We start from the raw sequence: 20184 nt of genomic DNA, 5'->3' as shown, positions 1-20184 counted from the left end.
TGTATAGTACGCTGTGTACGCTTCACCTCTCTTGTTCACGTTTGCAGCAGACTTAACCGCTTGCAACGCTCCGCCAAAGGCGCAACACTCGCTACTGGTGGTTGGTTAGACCTTCTTGTAATCAATTGCTTGATTACACCAGACAGAGACTTTCACTCTGTTAGAAATGACAAGCTTCGCTTGTCGCACAATGGCTGTCTTGTAATTCATTTCGCTTGTCGCACAATGGCTGTCTTGTAATTCTTTGGTCTTGTAATTCTTTGTAATTCTCCCTTGGTTGGAAGAAATTTTTTCCTTCTTGAAGAAAATCGGATACTTATTAAAATAGCTTTTTATTCAAAAGGTTAAGTTAGTGAGAACTTTTGACTGTCAAGCTAACGAACAAGCTCACCGGCAAAATAAAGCAGAGCGAGGGACGAGCGTAGCTTTATTTTGTCCGTGTGCAGCGCCTTGTTATGAGTGCTTTGTTGTATAAACATTGCGTGTATTCTCGTGCAAGTTCAACACCGGTAATTATTTTTCTACCTATTACATTAGCAAGCTTGATTGATGGGTTGTCAATATAACTTGTTGCCATATGTGAAGTTACAACAATGATTAGCAGGCTAATTACAAATGTAATTAGAAATGAAAGGTGGTACCCAAAATCATTATTTAGCTGCAAAAATAACCAAGACGATAACGACCCAATTATTAGCAAATGAGTAACATATATCGCGTATGATATTTTGCCAAAAAATTTAAGCATAGGATTATTTAAATATTCCTTCAGTCGCTTATTTGTGACCGCCAATATAAATATTAGCAAGGCTGAAAACATAGGATACCCACCTCCAAAGCCAGCATCATTTGGTAAAAAATAATATGGTGTAGACGCTAAAAACGTTTCATTAACATAATTAGGGTAAGAGGAAAAATATACAAACAGAACATACAAAACAAGGTGAATGAATTTTTTGAATAGGGTGTAAACAGTGAAATTGTAATTTTTATAAATATCTGCAATTGCCACTCCAATCCAGAAACCCTGAAAAAGACTATCCTTAAACAGTAATACTAAAGCTATAGTTAGTAAAATCCTGTATTTAAACCCACCAAATAAAAGCAAAAACAAATACACCATCATTGAGCCGTAAAGTTCAATTTTAATAGTCCATAATGGAGGATTATACGTATTACCCTCACTAAAAGAAGCAGAAGTCAAACTTACAATGAATTTCAAAAAATCTGGATCACCACTCCAAAAATTACTGAACCATGGTTTTGAGTTGCTTAATTCAGATACGGGGGCATTTTGAAACAGACTAAAATGCCAAAGAAAAAATCCAATTATAATTGATGACCAAACAAGCCCCCCTAATCTAATTGGACGCTTTACGATTGATACTAGTATCTTATGTGTTTGATTTGGTTTCCCCAGATAACCATAGCTGAGGACATACCCACTTAATATAAAAAATAGACAAACTGCAAAATGCCCTGAAATAAACAATCCGAAGGGTGGAAAGAAAAACAATTTTTCTAAACTTAAATGCTGCTGATATGAACCTTGTAATCCAAAAACAGTATAAGGATAAAATGCCGCAAGAAAATGAACAATTACGACAATTAATGCCGCTATCCCTCGTAATGAATCAAGGTGTTCTTGTCGTGATTTGGTCATGTGTGTTGTACTCATAACGTTTGCATCACCCGGCAAGGAAGTGGCGCGACTTTTGCGTCTTTTTGCAAAAGGCGTGACGCTTTCTTGCTCGGTGTGAATGCCCATGTTAGAAAATTTGCTTTTACTTTAAATTTAGTTACTGCCTTGAAAATGATGATGCTTTTTTAAAACTTAAAGTTATGATAATTCTATCACGCATTAGCGTCTAATTGCCTTGGCTATGCTGTGACATTGGTTTTATGGTTGTAACTTTAAAACCTCATGACCTTATGCTTTTCCCTTACTTTACTAAAAACCTACCATGCATCAGCATCAAATTTCCTTTCAGGTTGCTATATGTTGGTTTTATGGTCTTTTATCTTACAACTTTGCCTTTATGATTTTCATGCAAGCTGATAAAAATAATTTTAGCTGTCAAAGTTAAATTGATTTTTAGTTATCTGTGCAGCGTATGGGTTTTATGGTCTTTTATCTTACACCTTTTGTCTTTATTGTTTTCGTGTACGCTGATAAAAACAATTATGCTGTTATGCCATCATGCTTTTCCTTAGCCTTACCAAAAATCTATCATGCATCAGCATTAAATTTCCTTTCAGGTTTCTATATGTTGGTTTTATGGTCTTTTATCTTACAACTTTGCCTTTATGGTTTTCATGTAAGCTGATAAAAATAATTTTAGCTGTCAAAGTTAAATTGATTTTTAGTTAGCTGTGCAGCGTATGGGTTTTATGGTCTTTTATTTTATACTCGTGACTTTAAGAGCTTTCACTTAGCTTTATATGGCAAATTCCTATATCAGCATTAAATTATCTTTCAGGTTGCTAAATATTTATTTTATTGTTTATCTAACGGCCTCGCGGATCACCCGTCAAAGGCGGGGTGTATACTGCAAGTTACGCCCCGTCTTTGTCGGATGAAATCCGCGAGGCCGTTAGGTCTGTGGTGCGCAGCGTAACGCAGTGAAGCGGAGCGGCGCAGACCTAACAAGTAAATCCATCCTTTCCGTAGAATACCTTAAAAAATTTCTCCTTGCAATGCCATTAAAATAAAATTCAAGTTATACTAACTGTATAATACCCTAAATGTCATATTATACAGGGGTCAGCGAAGTTTATGCATGATATACCAGAACGTATTTCTACCGCTTATGAAGCGATATTACTTGAGCGCAATATTCCTTTAGTAGAGCAGAAATTTTATAAAAAATGGTTGCGTTATTATCTTGATTTTTGCCATAAGTATACCTTTCCAGTAGGACAACGGATGAGTTTAGCCAATTTCTTGGAAAAACTGTACAGTAAAAGGCAATCTGAGCAACAGTGCCAACAAGCACAGCAAGCCATATCCTTATTTTATGATTTATGTGAAGCACAAAGGGGGCAGGAGGGGAACGTAAACAGTAAGCAAAATCAGCACAGTGATATTTATCCAGCGAGTGTTATGCCTGTTTCGCTTGTAACAACACAATCTCCAACGCTGGAAACGATGGAAGTAGCATCGCCTGATGAAAAGTTTGAAATGGTGGTTTCCACTTCTTCATCTGTAGATACGGTTAATGCTGAGCAAGTTGATAGCATTTCTGAGCTTGGGGTTGAATATCAGTTACAGGGTGCTAATTGGGTGGTGGTTTATACGGGGCTTAAAGAGGCCATTGAGCTGCGCCATTATTCACCAAAAACATTAAAAACTTATCAAAGCTGGATGCGTAAGTTTCAGGCTTTTGTTAAAAGTAAGGATTACCATTTACTAAATCAGCAGGATGTTAAGAATTTTTTGACCCATCTGGCTGTTAGCAAACAGGTCGCCGCATCCACCCAGAATCAAGCATTTAATGCCTTGTTGTTTTTATTTCGCCATGTATTAAAAAAGGAGTTTGGGGAGATTAAAGACGTACCCCGTGCTAAACGTCGCCCTTATATTCCGGTGGTGTTATCACGTGAGGAAATCGATAGGGTGTTGGAGCGGTTACGTGATCCTTTTATGTTGGCAGTACAACTTTTATATGGTTGTGGCTTGCGTATTTCCGAGTGTTTAAATTTGCGTTTGCAGGATTTTAATTTTGATGTGGGAATGCTTACGGTACACCGTGGCAAGGGGAAAAAAGATAGAACCGTACCCTTGCCGCAATCAATCATACCTGAAATCAAGTTGCAGTTTGAACGGGTGTCGGCTTTGTATGATGAGGATTTAGCAGCAGGTTATGCCGGGGTATTTTTACCTGATAGTTTGGAGGAAAAGTATAAAAATGCGGCAAAAGATTTTAGTTGGCAGTGGTTTTTTCCAGCTAAAACACTCACTTTTCTCGCTGAGACTAAAGAATACCGACGCTATCATTTACATGATACCCATTTACAAAAAGCCATCAGAGGCGCGGTGAAACGTACTAAGCTGACCAAGCGGGTATCGGCGCATACATTCAGACATAGTTTTGCCAGCCATTTGGTGCAGGCGCATTATGATATTCGTACTATCCAAGCTTTAATGGGACATGCTGATGTGAAAACAACTATGGTGTATTTACAAACTGTGCCGAGTTTAACTTTAAAAGAGGCTAAAAGCCCGCTGGATTTTAGTTCTGATTCTCATGAGGGATAAGATGAAAGGCAAAAATTCAGGACATCCATTGTGCGACAAGCGAAGCTTGTCATTTCTTACAGAGTGAAAGTCTCTGTTATTTCTTCACCGTAAACTTGCTGGAGCGTAACAAACGCTTGCTGGTGGAACATATCGATTTATTGCGGGAGGCTTTCCGCATCGTTAAACACAAACGCCCTTTCCATATTGATGCTATTGGCATCTTGCCTGAACATCTACACTGTATCTGGGTTTTACTTGAATCTGGGCTTTCGCCTCGCGAGTACAAACAACCACCAGATAGATGTCGTTTACGGATTGCATCTCCGCGTATCAGGTTTGTCCAGCCCCGTTGTAGCAGCGCCGTCATTGGGTGTGGACAAAGAGACCCGCACCCCTTGCGTCTGGTAGCCGCAAGGCGAAGGCCGCCGGGGGTGTTTTAGGAGTGAGGATAAAATAAATACAGAAACTGGGCGCAGGATTTTTATTCATTTTCAAGGCATGAAAACAGGCACATAGCAAGTTATGTAACTGTTTTCGGAACGTAGAAAATGGAGCAAAAGACCAGCCAGGTTGCTGAAGTTATAAAATTCTCGCTCCTTACTAAAGTAGGATGGGCAAAACGCAGCGTGCCCATCCTATGTTCCATGAGGGTTTAGCAAAAGTCTCTCAATCCAGTGCTGTTTTTAAGTCATAAACAATACGATGGCTGCCATGACAACGTGCGCAAGCCTGTACCGCCAGTCTGCCCAGCGTATGACCGCTTTTACCGCTATTGATGTCTTGTTCCAAATCATTGAGCAGTTTTTCTGTTTTATCACCCAGATAATATGCTCTGGCTTCAGCATCCTTATGACAAGTGCTGCAACTGGAGCCTAATGTTTTAATGCTACCACGCAAGGCTTTCAGTGCCGTTTGTGCCTTATCTTTGTAACCATCTTCGGCGGCTATTTTGATACGGTTGACATCTGCCATTAGTTGTTTCATAAAATCAAGATAGGTTATTTGCTGACCTGCTAATGACACATGAACCTGGCTAAAATCAGGTGCCCGATACAGCGTGGCAACCTGTGCGCGATAATGTTTGTGGCAACTGCTACAGCTTTGCTTCAGCTTTTTGACGGCCTTGCCAATAGCTGCAAGTTCACCTTGTTTTGCCGCAGCTTCCAACTTATCCGCCCAGGCTAATTCCAGTTCATCTTTCCATTCTGGTACCATTTCTGCAATTTTTCGATAATGCGTTACCAGACGCAGCGCCCATTTTTGGGTGTGTTCCGTATCATTGGCTGTCATATATTCATTCACCGCCTGTATTTCACGGCGCAGCTTAAACATATTGTGATGCCAGACATTACGCTTGCTTTGGGGTTTGTACCATTGCTTTAGCGAGGGCGGTGGTTTATCAAAAGTAATTGTTTCATTTGCATGAGCAGCAGGTAAATAAATGCAAAGCAGTATTAAAAAAAATAATCGTTGTATCATATTAGTATTATCCTTTGTTAAACTAAGGTCAATTTGAAGCCAGTAGAAATACTTTAGCATGGCGTTCCAATTTTTCCCATTCATCCAAAATAAAATCCGGTTGTTTTTCTATCCGGTTTCAGTTGATTCCTGGTTATCAATACTTTGTATTGCCAGTGCTTGTTCACATTGCTCCAGCAGTAATTCATACTGGTATTCATTTACCAAACTTTGTATTGCTTCTGCGAGTGCTGGTGTTCGTGCTTGAGCCTGTTTGATAATGATGTTAGCCTGTTCTTCATCCAGATCTAATGCGGCATCTATCAGGGTTTGTAATAATTGTGGTGATAAGTGTGCCAAAGCTTCTGCGCTGAGTGGCTCCTGCGTGGAAGGTGCCGGACTTGACTGATATTGATAGCGGACACCGAGATATTTTTTTAAAACACTAAAAATTTCATCCGCTGTATATGGTTTTTTTACAATATCATCACAACCTGCCGCCAATACCTTGGGGATTTGATCCTGTAAGGCATTGGCTGTGACTGCAACAATCTTTACAGTCTGACCATTTGCCAGGGTTCGAATACGCCGTGCAGTTTCGTAACCATCCATAACCGGCATACGCATATCCAGCCAGATAAAATGGGGCTGCCAGTTTCGAAATAAACTAAGGGCTTCTGCACCATTACTGGCTTCGTTGACCTTAAAACCGACTTGGTTTAATAAACCTGTAAGTAATACGCGATTATCCGTATTATCATCCACTACCAATATTCGCCACCTTGTTTGTCTGGTTTCCAGGGCAAACACTTCTTGTGTTGGCTTAGCTGTTCTTTCCAGCATCTCCCCAGCTTTCAAAGGAATGGAAAAATAAAAACAAGTACCCTGACCGATAAGGCTTTTGGCATAAATATGCCCGCCCATTAATTCGATAAATGAGCGTGAGATTGCCAATCCAAGCCCCGTACCTTTGGTATCGCTACCATAAGCTGATGAATTGCTTTGTACAAAAGGATCAAAAACTTTATCAAGTGCTTCAGCAGCAATGCCTATACCACTATCTTCAATTTCAATTTGTAAAATCGCCACTGCTTTAGAAGATGCCGGTGTGGGTGAAACACAAGTTGCACGTAAGGTAATTCTGCCCTGAGCAGTAAATTTAAGCGCATTACCCAATAGGTTAATCAGTACTTGGCGCAGCTTGCCCTGGTCAGTTTTAACATAAAATGAGGGAACATTATTCAGTTCCAGTTGAAAATTGATATCCTTGCTTTGTGTGCGTAGTTGAAACATTTTACCCAGTTCTTGCAGCAGATAATGTAAGTCAAAGGTCTCTTCTTTCAACTCGGTTTTTCCGGCTTCAATTTTAGATAAATCCAGCACATCATTAATCATTGATAGTAAATATTCACCTGCATGGTTAATTGTTTCAAGATGTTTTTGCTGGTTGCCGGAGCATTCTGGATCACGCTGTAATAACTGGGCAAATCCCAGCACGGCATTCAGTGGAGTGCGTAATTCATGAGACATATTGGCAAGGAATAAAGATTTGGCATGATTAGCTTCTTCAGCCCGTTGTTTGGCATGTTCCAACTCCAGTGTGCGTTGGGCCACCAATTCCTGAAGGTGATTTTGGTGGTGCTCCAGTTCCAGATCCATAATTTGCCGACTATCCATCATACTGTTGAAAGCATGCGCCAGCTCACTGAGCTCATCGTCTCCATCATTCTCTGGCGCGCGCCGTTCCACTGCACCAGACTGAATATCACGGGTTACCTCGGCAAGCACAGAAATAGGTGAAATTACGTGACGCCCGACATATAACCAGCCCAGTAATATGGAGAATATTAAACCAGCGCCAGTAAAAGTGATTAAAAGCCACGATACCTGGCGTTGTGTATGTACCGCCTGCGCAGTGGCCTGGTGAATATTTTCTGTAGTATGCGTAATTAGGCTTGCTACCAGGGTTTGTAATTCATCATCCAGAATACGGCATTGTTCCAGTAGCCTATGCGCATCAGCGATACTTTCAATTTCCTGATGCTGAAGTTTAGGTAAGATGCTGGCATAGGTTCTGAATTGACTGTTTAAGTTACTATATTGCTTGAGCATAACAGAGTTGAGATGAACTTTTTGCAGCTCCATATCAGCAATGAGCCTTTGTACCTTTAGTGCTAACAGCGGTAATGCTTCAAGTTGTTGCACTGTTTCCAATGAGCGCAATAACATGGTCAGCTCATGACCCAATTGGTGAATTTCAGTCAGTGCTAAAAATATTTCAGTTTGTTTTGGCAGTGCCTGTGAGTTGCGGTCAATCTGTATTGGGTGATTGCCATTTATCATGGTATTTGCATTAAAGTGATAAGCTTTTAACGCATCTAGTGGTTGTCTGGCAGTAGATATTGCAGGATTGATGAAATTTTGGAATTGTTGGTAGGTTTTGAGTAAATTATCCTGACTGTATTTTTTTTGTGTAATGATATGAATTCTTTGTTGTGTGTGCTTATCCAGTTCATGCAATGTAGTTTCCAACTGCTTGAAAATTGCTTTCAGCGCCACAATCGCATTGTCATCATAGTCGTAGTATTCAATTTTTCCAATAAGTTGCTTAAGTGCCTGTGCTTCTTCCTGAAGTTGCATCATCACAGCTTTGCGCCTGGTTTTTTGTACAGTCACCATCAGCGTTGGTGCAGTGGCAATCAGACGTTCACTATGACTAGCCAGTTGCTGAGCTAAAGTCATAGATGGCAAATGAAATTCTGTAATAGTCAATAAGGTTTGTTTAAGCAGGAGAAAGGTATAAAGCGCCAGGCAGGTTGAGATAATCGCAAAAAATGCCGCCCCTAAATAGGACACGGTCAGTCTGCGTTTGACGCTGGTTCTCATGATTGTCAGCCTGTTGATTTTTATTTTTATGACATAAATATGAAACTGTCAGAAACTGTCATTAGCGCAACAAATGATCCGTGTGGGCTGCCATCAGTTTTACCACCAACACAGTTACTTTTCTAAATGTTGAGTGGTGTATTTATAAATTATGGTCAGAAATTGGTATAACAAGCAAAATCAGGGGGAGAGCAGGCAGGTACCAGAATGCTGTGAAGAAGAGCTATATTGCTGCGGTTATTATAATAAAGATGCTGCATTCATCAATTTTCCCCGGATTATCAGGATAATTAATTTACCATAATTTTATGCGAAAGTGCGATTTAAAGTGTATTTTTTAGGATGGCAAAAGTTATTAAGGAACGAGGATGAAATAAGAACCGAAACCGGGCGCAGGATTTTTGTTCATTTTCAAGGCATGAAAACAGGCGCATAGTGAGCTATGTAACTGTTTTCATAACGCAGAAAATGGAGAAAAAGGCCAGCCTGGTTTCGGGAACTATAAAATCCTCGTTCCTAAGTCAATAGCCCGGTATTGCCTGTAAAAGCTTTCCCGGACTATGACTGTAATCCCATTGGGATAATGCTCAATTAGTTTTTGCTGCGGTCAACAATTTTATTGGCTTTAATCCAAGGCATCATGTCACGCAGTTTCTCACCAACGATTTCAATCTGATGCTCACGACCCAGGCGACGTTTAGCTTTCAAAGTTGGTGCGCCTGCCATGTTTTCAGTGATAAAATCACGGGCAAAGGTACCGTCCTGAATTTCTTTGAGGATTTGACGCATGGCATTTTTGCTGTCTTCAGTGACAACCCGTGGGCCGCTGACAAAGTCGCCGTATTCTGCGGTATTGGACACGGAATAACGCATGTTGGCAATGCCACCTTCATACATCAGATCCACGATCAACTTCAGTTCATGCAGGCATTCAAAATAGGCCATTTCTGGTGCGTAACCGCCTTCAACCAGGGTTTCAAAACCGGCTTTAACCAGTGCAGTGGTGCCACCGCATAATACCGCCTGCTCACCAAATAAATCGGTTTCAGTTTCTTCACGGAAGCTGGTTTCAATAATACCCGCGCGACCACCGCCATTGGCGGAAGCATAAGACATCGCCAGGTTTTTGGCTTTACCGGAAGCATCCTGATAAACCGCGATCAAGGAAGGCACGCCGCCGCCCTGAGTATAGGTGGAGCGTACCAGATGACCTGGACCTTTAGGTGCAATCATGATGACATCCAAGTCTTCACGTGGTGCAATCTGCTCGTAATGGATATTAAAACCGTGGGCAAATGCCAGGGTTGTGCCTTTTTTCAGATTAGGCTCAAGCTGTTCGCGATACAGTGCAGCCTGATGCTCATCAGGCGCCAGTACCATAACCAGATCTGCATTTTTTACTGCTTTTTCGATGGTTTTTACCGTTAAACCTGCTTTTTGTGCTTTTTTAGCGGAGGAGGAGCCTTCACGCAAAGCAACTGTGACATCAACACCAGAATCTTTCAGGTTATTTGCATGGGCGTGACCTTGCGAGCCATAACCCACAATCGCAACTTTTTTGCTGCGGATTAATTTCAGGCTGGTGTCTTTATCGTAATAGACTTTCATACTTTATCCTTATAGGCTGATATGTTTTGGGAAATTAGGTGCCAGCTACTTGGCGTTTTTTAAGAAAAAATACAATAATCTGACAGTATGGATGATATTTTCCATCTTTATTTTTTTCTGAAAAAACATTTATCAGTTTATTAATTTCATTATTTTTAACACGATTCTTTGTTAAATTACTTAATACCTTAATCCAGGCAGATTTACGGTTTCTTTTTAAGTTTTCATAATTTAAATTAAGATAATCATTAATATCTTTGTTATAAACACTATTTTTAGCGTTGATTGTCCCGTCACCAAAATAGCTGATTTCAGTTTCACAATCCTTATTAAGCGGATTAATTGTTAGTTCTAAACTTGATTTTTTACTATCACAATGTATATTTTCACTCCCTTTCTTACGCTTAGGGTTATGCTTATTTCCCTCACAACAAGCAAATAAATTATTGTAGTCTAAATCCAATTTAGGATATTTAGATTGTGGTTTCCAGTGTTCAATTTGCATATTTTCAGAATTAATCTCCCCCATGCAATAACAACACAAATAACCTTGCTCGTCTAATAAGGCATCGTTTAAATTTAATTTTCTTTGTGATTTTTTACAAAAGTTTATATATGAGGGATTCGTACTATTTAATTTATACCCTGTAAGCACATCCGGTTCAACATCTTTAATAATATGCTTCATACACAAGATTCTATAAATGTCAGATGTGTTTTTGCTTCAACAATACCTGTTTCATCTATACCTATTGCATCTTCTAATTGACTGAGTTTATCTTTAGCCTTAGCAAAATCATTATTATCAATTGCCTGGTAAATTTCTCTGAATTTACCCTGTATTTCCTCAGGACGTTCTCTGTCTCCTAATATATCTGCTAATATCGCATTACTGGTTTGCCCATAAGTATTATTTTCTGCTTCCAGTTCAAAATTTTCTATACGCCACACCTTACCTGTTTCAATAGAACTTAATATTTGTGGGGAATGTGTTGTTATTATAAATTGGCAATTACTAAAAATTTCCATTAATTTAGGAATAATCATACGCTGCCAAGAAGGATGTAGATGCAAATCAATTTCATCAATTAATACAACAGCAGAACACTGTAAAGGATTTTGCTGTGTTGGATTTGCCATTGCAAGCCGACGAGCGAGATCGGCAACCAATACCAGTAAACTTTTTTCACCAGACGAAAGTTGGTTAATACTCAATGAAATATCATTTTTATGAATGCATAAGTCACCAGCGGAACTATGTAGCCAATTAATATACAAATTGTCAAACTTATTTTTTTTATCGCTGAGTAATTTATAAATCGCTTTTTTAATAACTTTTAAAATATGATTTTTTCCTGTTTGACCTGCAATATTTTCCTGCCATTGAAACCATTCTAAAAAAATATTCATATCAAATGGCTGACTGCTCAGTGCTGATAAATATGCTAATAAAAAAGATTTATCAGGATCAATGGCTTCATTTGACTTTGAAAACTCATAAAAGCCAATCGGCATTTTGTAAGCAGGGTAATAAATAAATAAGGGTAGGAATGTCCGATCACTATCCTCATATTCAAAATCTTCAGCGATAAAGCCCTTGTTTAATTGAATAGTATGACCTGGGCCTAATTGGACTCTATCTAAAATAGCGGTATATTTTTTTTCATTTAAATTAAAGGCTAAATCAATTGCGGTATGCTCTTTATTATATTGCAGGTTATGCCATGTCTCATCAATATTTTGATATTCATGTTCGGAATATATATAGGTTAAGTTTTTTTCTATAGCTCTCGATTTATCCTGGTCAATAAATTTCATCAGTATCTTGCCAAGTATTATAGACAAAGCATCCATAATACTTGTTTTTCCTGAACCATTATCACCAATTAATACAGTCAAGCGCTTGTGAAAATGCAGGTCTATCTCTTGAAAACCTTTAACATATTTCAGGCTGAGTTGTGTTAATTTTATACCCATGTTCCAAGAAATTCTCTATATGCTATTACGCTTATCACCAACAAACTAGTACAGTAACGGGTAAAAATAAATAATAACTTCAGGACTGGCAGTCATTAAAGGACTGCCAGTCCTACGCTTAAAGTTATTATGTGAACTTAGGAGCGAGAATTTTATAACTTCAGCAACTTGGCTGGTCTTTTTCTCCATTTTCTGCGTTCCGAAAACAGTTACATAGCTTGCTATGCGCCTGTTTTCACGCCTTGAAAATGAATAAAAATTCTGCGCCCAGTTTCTGTATTTATTTTATCCTCATTCCTTAGTGTTCGCTGTACTAGTTCCGGGAAGTTGCTATCACTTGTTCCCAAAACAGTCTGTCAGATTAGTATCTACCAACTAAACCCGCAAAGCGCGATCACCCCGGGCAATTCCAGAGACACCGGAGCGTACAGTTTCAATAATCCATTTAGAATTAACGGCTTTAATAAAGGCATCGAGTTTTTCTGCCGTACCGGTTAATTCAATGGTATAACTGGATTCAGTGACATCTACCACATGCCCACGGAAAATATCACTTAAACGTTTCACTTCGTCGGCTTGACTGGTTTTGCTGGCATGGAGTTTAATCAGCAGCATCTCCCGTTCAATATGTGGGCCATCACTTAAATCCAGCAGCTTGATTACATCCACCAGCTTGTTCAGCTGTTTGGTAATCTGCTCAATCACCGCTTCCGAGCCGTAAGTAACAATGGTCATACGGGATAAAGAAGCATCGTCGGTAGGGGCAACGGTTAATGACTCAATATTATAACCGCGTGCAGAAAATAGTCCGGCAACCCGTGACAATGCACCGGCTTCATTTTCTATTAAAACTGAAATAGTATGACGCATCAGGTAAGCTCCCTGTCAATCGGCATGCCGGGGGACAGTGGCGATAATACCATTTCATGCTGTCCCTTACCGGCTGCAACCATTGGAAATACATTTTCCGCTGAATCGGTAATAAAGTTCATAAATACCAGACGATCATTAATCGCTAAGGCATCTTTTAATGCCTGTTCAACATTGGCTGGTTTTTCAATCAGCATACCGGCATGTCCGTAACTTTCTGCCAGTTTGACAAAATCAGGCAAAGCATCCACATAAGAGTGGGAATAACGCTTATCGTAAAACATTTCCTGCCACTGACGTACCATGCCCATATAACGGTTATTGAGCATAACCACTTTAATCGGCAGATCATATTGTTTACAGGTTGCCAGTTCCTGTATGCACATCTGGATACTGGCTTCACCGGTAATACAAACCACCGGGCTGTCCGGGTGCGCTAATTGTGTGCCGATGGCTGCGGGCAGACCAAAACCCATAGTGCCAAGACCACCGGAGTTAATCCAACGCCGTGGGTGATTAAAGTTAAAATACTGCGCTGCCCACATCTGGTGTTGACCAACGTCAGAAGTGACGTAACCATCATCCCCCATCAATTTGCTCAGCGTTTCAATGACAAACTGGGGTTTAATTAAATTACTGCCCCGATCATAATAGAGGCAGTTTTTTTCCTGCCAATTCTGAATCTGTACCCACCAATCTGCTAAGGCTTGGCTGTCAGGCTGCTGTTTTGTGCCTTTAAGGGTTTTAATCAGATCGTGTAAGACCTCTCGCACATCACCCACAATCGGAATATCAACCCGGACATTTTTAGAAATTGAAGACGGATCAATATCAATATGGATAATTTTTGCGTGCGGGCAAAATTTGTTAATATCACTGGTTACGCGATCATCAAAGCGTGCGCCGACTGCCAGCAGAACGTCACACTCATGCATGGCCATATTGGCCTCATAAGTGCCGTGCATCCCCAGCATACCAACAAACTGTTTGTCGCTGGCGGGATACGCGCCTAAACCCATTAAGGTGTTGGTAATCGGAAAACCTAACATGCGGGTTAATTCCGTCAGTTCTTTGGAGGCTTCGCTCAGTACCACGCCACCACCGCTGTAAATCATCGGGCGTTTGGCACCTAGCAGCAGCTCCGAAGCTTTATTAATCTGTTTCGGATGCCCTGAAGAACTGGGTTTATAAGAGCGCATTTCGACCTGATGCGGATAATGAAATGCAATCTGATCGGCGGTCACATCTTTGGGAATATCAATCACAACCGGGCCGGGGCGACCGGTGGTTGCAATATAAAAGGCTTTTTTAACCGTTTCCGCCAGATCTTCAACCTTGTTAACCAGGAAGTTGTGTTTGACACAAGGACGGGTAATGCCCACTGAGTCAACTTCCTGAAAGGCATCATTGCCAATCAGGCTGCGTGGTACCTGACCGGTAATCACTACCATAGGAATGGAGTCCATATGGGCAGTGGCAATACCTGTGACCGCATTGGTCGCGCCAGGGCCGGAGGTGACCAGCACCACGCCGGGTTTTCCGGTCGCGCGTGAATAACCATCTGCGGCATGAGTGGCAGCCTGTTCATGGCGTACCAGAATATGCTGGATTTTATTATTATGATCGCGTTTAAACAACGCGTCATAAATATGCAGCACTGAGCCGCCAGGATAGCCGAATACATATTCGACCCCCTCTTCTTCAAAACAGCGGACAAGAATTTCTGCACCCGTCAGGGCTTCCGTTTCGTTGGCCATTTAACCGGCATCCCTAAAAAAACAAAACATGAAAACATGGATAAAATGTGCTTAAGCAACAATGAATATCCACAACAACAAAGAACCGCAAACAGTAACTTTTTATTGTGTTTGGGTCAAGTGTTAAAAACTCAACGCTTGTTTAAGAAGTGTTGAATTGTCTCGGAACCCCATTTTTTATTGCAGGGTTTGCTGGGATTGAAGATTGGAAAGCATTTCCAGGGTGAAGGTGCTGCCCACCCCGACTTCGCTGTTTACGTGGATATCGCCCCCGATCATAATGGCAAACTGGCGACTAATGGCTAAACCCAGACCAGTACCCCCGTATTCACGGGTGGTTGAGGTATCAGCCTGGGTGAATGCCTTAAAGATTTTATCTTGCTGCTCAGCGTTCATACCAATGCCAGTATCAATAACTTTGATTTGTATATTATCTGAGTGACTGTTAATCAGTCGCTTGGCTTCGAAAATAATCGGGTGCTGTTCGCTGAATTTTGCAGCATTACTCAGCAGGTTTAGTAGAATTTGCCGTAACTTGGTGAGATCGGTATACACTTCACCCAGATTATCGTCAAATTTTAGTTCCAGCGTATTATCTTTATTAGCAATCAAAGGCGCTACCGTGTCAGAAATCTCATGTAACACACTATTAAGATCAAATTTTTCTGGGTGAATTTCCATTTTCCCCGCTTCAATTTTGGATATATCCAGCACATCGTTAATCAGCCCCAGTAAATGTCGCCCTGAATTATGAATTTTTTCAGCATCTCCTGCCATCTCAAGATTTTCTTCCAGGTCTTCCATGAGCATTTCGCTGTAACCGATAATTGCATTCAGCGGGGTACGCAGTTCGTGACTCATATTGGCGATAAAGCGGCTTTTTGTCAGATTTGCTTGAATCGCTTCTTCTTTTGCCTGACGCATATCATCTTCAGCAATACGCCGTTGTGCAATTTCATGATGCATGGATAAATTGACAGCCGTTATTTTTTCCACCATGGAATTGATGCCACGTTGAATTACACCCAGCTCATCTTTTGCAATTTCAGGCGATTGGGCATGAATATGACCGCTCTCCACATGTTTTAAATAATTTAAAGTGCCTTTAATGCGTAAGCTGCTACGGCGAGTGATGACATAAGACAGCAATAATAATACAAGAAAAATAACCGTACTGACGGCACCAATAAAATTAATATATAAGCTTCTTATCGCAAATATTTCATCTTTGGTAATTTCAAGTACGATCAACCAGTTCCATTCTTTTGAGGTGAGGTAGGCAGCAATAAAATCCTTATCCTGGTATTCATATTCCGTAAAACCTTCCTGTTTGTTCAGCATATCTTGTACGAAATCAGGAGAAAAAGTCTCGCCCCGTTGATGCCCCTGATGTAATAACACCTTGGCATCAGTAGTTAAAACATATAAATGTCCGGTTTCACCGTATTCATAATTTTTCAACGCATTTAATAAGGTTTCCTGCGCTTCTTCATGATATTGCTTGATGTCGGCTACACCAGCATCTTTCAGGGTTTGATAATCTTTCTCAATTTTAGTTTTAATATGGGTGATTTCCCGGCTGAATCCCTGTTGATGCGCAGTATAGATCAATTGATTCATCACATAATAACCTGCCAAAACAATGGGTACCCCTAAGGCGGTTAAAATAATAAAAATCAATAAAAATAATTTAGTCTGTATTTTCATGTGTCTGGCAGTTTTTCAGTGGCTATAAGGTATGAATAAAATCAGATTCAAAGTAAAAATGATCAGGCAAATAAATCGGCTTGCATAATCAATTATTTAACAAAAGTTGCGATCCGTAATAAGGGTAAAGCAATATGAATACCTAATTTGTTCACAATACGCATATTTAAGATGAGTTTGCCTTCTGTATTTTGAGTAATGGCAATTTCCCTGGGTTTAATGCCCTGAATAATTTTCAAACTGGCATGTGCCGCCCAACGCCCCTGTTCCTGTGCAATTTTGGTAATGCCCAGCATGGCATAAGGCATATCCCATTTGTTCATGGTACCACTGGGAATTTGGGTATTTTTTTCTACAAAATGCTTGGCTGCCTCAATATCCCAGTCATTAATACCGGCGTGATTAAGCATCATTAACATGTCCACTTCATCTTGTAATTGCAGGTATTTTTCTTTCCACTGTGCAAAGCTATTGACAAAATATACCTTATCGTATTGTATATTAAATAGTTTGTGGTGATATTTAAGTTCTTTCCTGGAAGTTTCTGCATTCCCGGCGATAAAACCAATGCTTTTTTTATTTTTGGCATAGGTTTTCAAATGATTTAATACTTGTGGCAGCAGTGAAACCTCCTCCATGCCTGTAACATTTTTGTAGGGAAAACCATAAATCGAGGAGTCCCAGTTCAGCCCACAAAATACAAAAGGTAAGTCAGAATCCTGATAATAAGCTTTGATCACATATCTGGAGGCATTATCATCCGCTGCAATGACCACATCAGGTTGAAAACTTTCAATTTTATTTTTTACCCTTAATGCAGCTTTCTGGCGAAACTGCTCATCATGATTGCGTTTTGTATCCATCTCGATCATTTCCAATTTAAGACCCTGCTTAAATTGGGTTTTAAGTGTGGGATTATCTAATACCGAGCGGACACCTTCGATAATACCATCACTCCAGGCATACCCCTGATGGTAAGAATTTATAAATAAAATCTTTTTAGCATTTTGTGCATAAACCGCCGGTGTAAAGCAGGTGAACAAATAAACAGTGATAATAATCGCCACGCGCGCGAACATATTTGAGTAACCTCTATGATTTATTGGTATTACGTAAAAACTATTTTTGCATAATATTCAGGTATTATGAAAATTTTGTTTCTTGAGTAATAAAATGGAAATATTATCATTAATTGCTCAGCACAGCTATGCTTAAAGTGATATTAAGTAGGTAAAAACTTACACTATAAGGATAAATATGCTGACTTAGCAGCTCACCTCTGCCCTACCGTGTAAAAAATTTGTAACCAACGTAATACGCTGTAACTTGACACCTTTGATAGTGGCAGGTAAAACCTTTGTCATCCATTTTTTTATCTATAGGAGAACTGCATGACCGTTTTTGAGAATGCGTTATCGACCCATACTGGCATCGCCCTGTCTGTTGAAGAATTACCGACAGGCTGTGCAATTATCAACAACCCCCGACTCAATAAGGGTATGGCGTTTACGCTTGAAGAACGGGATGTGCTCAATTTACGTGGTCTGCTTCCCCCCCGCATTTATGCACAAGATGATCAGATGCAACGTATTTTGCGACGGGTCAGAGACTTAGCTTCGCCGCTGGATCAGTTTGTTTATTTGATGGCTTTGCATAATCGGAATGAAACCCTGTTTTATCGTACAATCATTGAAAACCTTGAAGAATTGATGCCGATTATTTATACCCCGACTGTAGGTTATGCCTGTCAAAAATATGGACATATTTTTCAGGATCCACAAGGCATTTATCTGTCTGCGGCAGATAAAGGCGACATTAAAAACTTATTACAAAACTGGCCGATTAAAGATGTGCGGGTTATTGTGGTGACTGATGGCGAACGTATCCTGGGTTTAGGCGATCTGGGTGCTTTTGGCATGGGCATTCCGGTGGGTAAATTATCTTTGTATACTGCTTGTGCTGGCGTTTTGCCCGATCATTGTTTGCCGGTATTGCTGGATGTTGGTACCAATAATCAAAAATTATTAGACGATCCTTTTTATACGGGTTTGCCGCAGGCGCGTTTAACAGGTGAGGCTTATGATGCATTAGTTGAAGAATTTATTCAGGCAGTACAGGCGTTGTATCCACACGCATTGGTACAGTTTGAAGATTTTGCCAATCATAATGCTTTTCGTATGCTGGAAAAATATCAAGACCGTATTTGCAGCTTTAACGATGACATTCAAGGTACGGGGTCGGTTGCGCTGGCAGGGCTTTATGCGGCATTGCGCATTTCCAGAAAATCCATCGCTGAGCAAAAAGTCTTGTTTATGGGGGCAGGCGAGGCTGGTATGGGTATTGCCCATATGATTTGCACCGCGATGATTGCAGAAGGCATGAGTGAAACTGAAGCCTTAAAGCGCTGCTGGTTCGTAGATTCCAGGGGGCTGGTTATCGCGGGGCGTGATGGCTTAAACAAGCATAAGGCCTTATATGCCCATGAACATCCGCCAGCGGAAAGCTTTTTACAGGCAGTACACGACTTAAAGCCCACAGCAATTATCGGTGTATCCGGGCAGGCCGGGAGTTTTACTTCCGAAGTCTTGGAAGCAATGGCGACTTATCACGAACGCCCAGTTATTTTTGCACTCTCTAATCCAACCTCTAAAGCAGAGTGTACTGCTGAACAAGCCTATAAGCATACTGAAGGACGCGCAATTTTTGCCAGTGGCAGCCCCTTTGCCCCAGTGGATTACAAAGGTCGGCAATTTGTGCCGGGACAGGGTAATAATGCCTATATTTTCCCCGGTGTCGGTTTAGGTGTGATTGCCGCGCAAAGCACCCGGGTAACGGATCAAATGTTTTTTATTGCCGCCAAAACCTTGTCAGAGCAAGTGAGTGAAACTGATTTGGAAAAAGGCCGGATTTACCCGGCATTAAGCAGTATTCGCGCTGTTTCTTTACAAATTGCAGTTGCTGTTGCGCAGTTAGCCTATGAGCAGGGGCTTGCGAGTGCGGCAAAACCAGATGATTTGCTGGCAGATATCCAGCAGAGAATGTATGAACCTCATTATCGGAGTTATGTGTAATGAATTTTTCAGCAAGTAACCTTTCGGAATCAGAACGCGCCCTGGAAACCTTGATCTGGGATGTTTTTCAGACTTTTTTTCGCCTGCAAGGTATCGGTAGAAACTTAGGCATGGTTTCTGACGAGGGTCTGGGGGCGTGGAATCTGATGCGTAGCATTGCTGCCGCTGGTGGTGAGGCACATGTCTCACAACTCGCAGCAGAACGTGCGCTGCCACAGGAAAGTGTCAAAAAGATGGTAGAACAACTTATTGAGCAAGGTGCAGTTGCCACGGCCAAAAATCTCAATAATCCAAGAGAAGCCTTTTTGAGTTTAACGCCGCAGGGCGAAAAGCAGTTAAGTATTTTATCCGGGAAAATCGAGCGTTTGATTAAGTTGCTGGGACAAAACCTGGATACCAAGGCACTGCAACAGAGTAGCCAGACTTTGCAGGATATACAGCAAAGACTGGCACGATTATCAACATCCTAAAACTGGGTGAAGCTCCATAGGCCGCTGCCAAATCCTATTGCGAATAAAACGCCGTATATCAGCAAGATACCGATAGGGGTAGCGAGTATTTTTTGTAATGTTTTCATAAGCAAGGCCCAATATGAAATTTCCTGGCGTAT

Annotated in this window: 13 protein-coding genes; 3 read left to right on the top strand and 10 right to left on the bottom strand. The window is 40.7% G+C overall.

Annotated features, from left to right (window positions below; genetic code table 11):
* Positions 1 to 427 precede the first annotated feature (427 nt).
* Entirely contained in the window at positions 428 to 1768 is a 1341-nt protein-coding gene (locus QUF61_RS01860) for an acyltransferase family protein (RefSeq protein WP_289680183.1), read from the bottom strand.
* Between the two features lie 1008 nt (positions 1769 to 2776).
* Between QUF61_RS01860 and QUF61_RS01855 the strand changes: the two genes are divergently transcribed.
* Positions 2777 to 4258, top strand: coding sequence for an integron integrase (locus QUF61_RS01855; RefSeq protein ID WP_289680182.1), 1482 nt, complete (start codon positions 2777 to 2779; stop codon positions 4256 to 4258).
* Positions 4259 to 4906: 648 nt separating this feature from the next.
* Here QUF61_RS01855 and QUF61_RS01850 read toward each other — a convergent pair.
* The 9 genes from QUF61_RS01850 to QUF61_RS01810 all read right to left on the bottom strand — a co-directional run bounded on the left by QUF61_RS01850 (position 4907) and on the right by QUF61_RS01810 (position 17582).
* Positions 4907 to 5719 (bottom strand): cytochrome c, encoded by an 813-nt coding sequence (locus tag QUF61_RS01850; RefSeq protein ID WP_289680181.1) that lies wholly within the window; start codon positions 5717 to 5719, stop codon positions 4907 to 4909.
* 108 nt (positions 5720 to 5827) lie between these two features.
* Positions 5828 to 8584 carry an ATP-binding protein gene (locus QUF61_RS01845; protein WP_289680179.1) on the bottom strand — a complete coding sequence of 919 codons (2757 nt, stop codon included), beginning with the start codon at positions 8582 to 8584 and terminating at the stop codon, positions 5828 to 5830.
* A gap of 591 nt (positions 8585 to 9175) precedes the next feature.
* Positions 9176 to 10192, bottom strand: coding sequence for a ketol-acid reductoisomerase (gene ilvC, locus QUF61_RS01840; RefSeq protein WP_103918725.1), 1017 nt, complete (start codon positions 10190 to 10192; stop codon positions 9176 to 9178).
* A 34-nt stretch (positions 10193 to 10226) separates the two neighbouring features.
* A complete protein-coding gene (locus QUF61_RS01835; protein ID WP_289680178.1) occupies positions 10227 to 10880 on the bottom strand; it encodes a retron system putative HNH endonuclease in 654 nt (217 codons plus the stop codon).
* Positions 10877 to 12169, bottom strand: coding sequence for an AAA family ATPase (locus QUF61_RS01830; RefSeq protein ID WP_289680176.1), 1293 nt, complete (start codon positions 12167 to 12169; stop codon positions 10877 to 10879). Before QUF61_RS01830 ends, QUF61_RS01835 begins: the two co-directional genes overlap by 4 nt.
* Before the next feature lie 375 nt (positions 12170 to 12544).
* A complete protein-coding gene (gene ilvN / locus QUF61_RS01825; protein ID WP_103918728.1) occupies positions 12545 to 13039 on the bottom strand; it encodes an acetolactate synthase small subunit in 495 nt (164 codons plus the stop codon).
* A complete protein-coding gene (gene ilvB, locus QUF61_RS01820; protein WP_103918729.1) occupies positions 13039 to 14796 on the bottom strand; it encodes a biosynthetic-type acetolactate synthase large subunit in 1758 nt (585 codons plus the stop codon). The genes ilvN and ilvB overlap by 1 nt, the downstream gene beginning before the upstream one ends.
* Positions 14797 to 14973: 177 nt before the next feature.
* The gene (locus tag QUF61_RS01815; RefSeq protein ID WP_103918730.1) at positions 14974 to 16503 is read right to left on the bottom strand and encodes a sensor histidine kinase; all 1530 of its coding nucleotides are present in this window, start codon (positions 16501 to 16503) and stop codon (positions 14974 to 14976) included.
* Between the two features lie 92 nt (positions 16504 to 16595).
* Positions 16596 to 17582 carry an ABC transporter substrate-binding protein gene (locus QUF61_RS01810; RefSeq protein ID WP_103918731.1) on the bottom strand — a complete coding sequence of 329 codons (987 nt, stop codon included), beginning with the start codon at positions 17580 to 17582 and terminating at the stop codon, positions 16596 to 16598.
* A gap of 312 nt (positions 17583 to 17894) precedes the next feature.
* On the opposite strand from QUF61_RS01810, the gene QUF61_RS01805 reads away from it, so the two are divergent.
* Both QUF61_RS01805 and QUF61_RS01800 read left to right on the top strand, forming a co-directional pair.
* Entirely contained in the window at positions 17895 to 19574 is a 1680-nt protein-coding gene (locus QUF61_RS01805) for an NAD-dependent malic enzyme (protein WP_103918732.1), read from the top strand.
* Entirely contained in the window at positions 19574 to 20044 is a 471-nt protein-coding gene (locus tag QUF61_RS01800) for a MarR family winged helix-turn-helix transcriptional regulator (protein WP_103918733.1), read from the top strand. The genes QUF61_RS01805 and QUF61_RS01800 overlap by 1 nt, the downstream gene beginning before the upstream one ends.
* Positions 20045 to 20184 lie beyond the last annotated feature (140 nt).

It is taken from the genome of Candidatus Venteria ishoeyi (assembly GCF_030378065.1).
GTDB classification, from domain to species: Bacteria; Pseudomonadota; Gammaproteobacteria; order Beggiatoales; family Beggiatoaceae; genus Venteria; species Venteria ishoeyi.
The sequence above is the reverse complement of the archived record's forward strand: the minus strand, read 5'-3'. Positions and strand labels throughout refer to the sequence as shown.

Bases quoted from the DNA above. Each gene is read 5' to 3' on its own strand.
- ilvN (WP_103918728.1), bottom strand. From the start codon at position 13,039: ATGCGTCATACTATTTCAGTTTTAATAGAAAATGAAGCCGGTGCATTG.
- QUF61_RS01810 (WP_103918731.1), bottom strand. From the start codon at position 17,582: ATGTTCGCGCGCGTGGCGATTATTATCACTGTTTATTTGTTCACCTGC.
- QUF61_RS01860 (WP_289680183.1), bottom strand. From the start codon at position 1,768: ATGGGCATTCACACCGAGCAAGAAAGCGTCACGCCTTTTGCAAAAAGA.
- QUF61_RS01800 (WP_103918733.1), top strand. From the start codon at position 19,574: ATGAATTTTTCAGCAAGTAACCTTTCGGAATCAGAACGCGCCCTGGAA.
- QUF61_RS01805 (WP_103918732.1), top strand. From the start codon at position 17,895: ATGACCGTTTTTGAGAATGCGTTATCGACCCATACTGGCATCGCCCTG.
- ilvB (WP_103918729.1), bottom strand. From the start codon at position 14,796: ATGGCCAACGAAACGGAAGCCCTGACGGGTGCAGAAATTCTTGTCCGC.
- QUF61_RS01830 (WP_289680176.1), bottom strand. From the start codon at position 12,169: ATGGGTATAAAATTAACACAACTCAGCCTGAAATATGTTAAAGGTTTT.
- QUF61_RS01850 (WP_289680181.1), bottom strand. From the start codon at position 5,719: ATGATACAACGATTATTTTTTTTAATACTGCTTTGCATTTATTTACCT.
- ilvC (WP_103918725.1), bottom strand. From the start codon at position 10,192: ATGAAAGTCTATTACGATAAAGACACCAGCCTGAAATTAATCCGCAGC.
- QUF61_RS01815 (WP_103918730.1), bottom strand. From the start codon at position 16,503: ATGAAAATACAGACTAAATTATTTTTATTGATTTTTATTATTTTAACC.
- QUF61_RS01855 (WP_289680182.1), top strand. From the start codon at position 2,777: ATGCATGATATACCAGAACGTATTTCTACCGCTTATGAAGCGATATTA.
- QUF61_RS01845 (WP_289680179.1), bottom strand. From the start codon at position 8,584: ATGAGAACCAGCGTCAAACGCAGACTGACCGTGTCCTATTTAGGGGCG.
- QUF61_RS01835 (WP_289680178.1), bottom strand. From the start codon at position 10,880: ATGAAGCATATTATTAAAGATGTTGAACCGGATGTGCTTACAGGGTAT.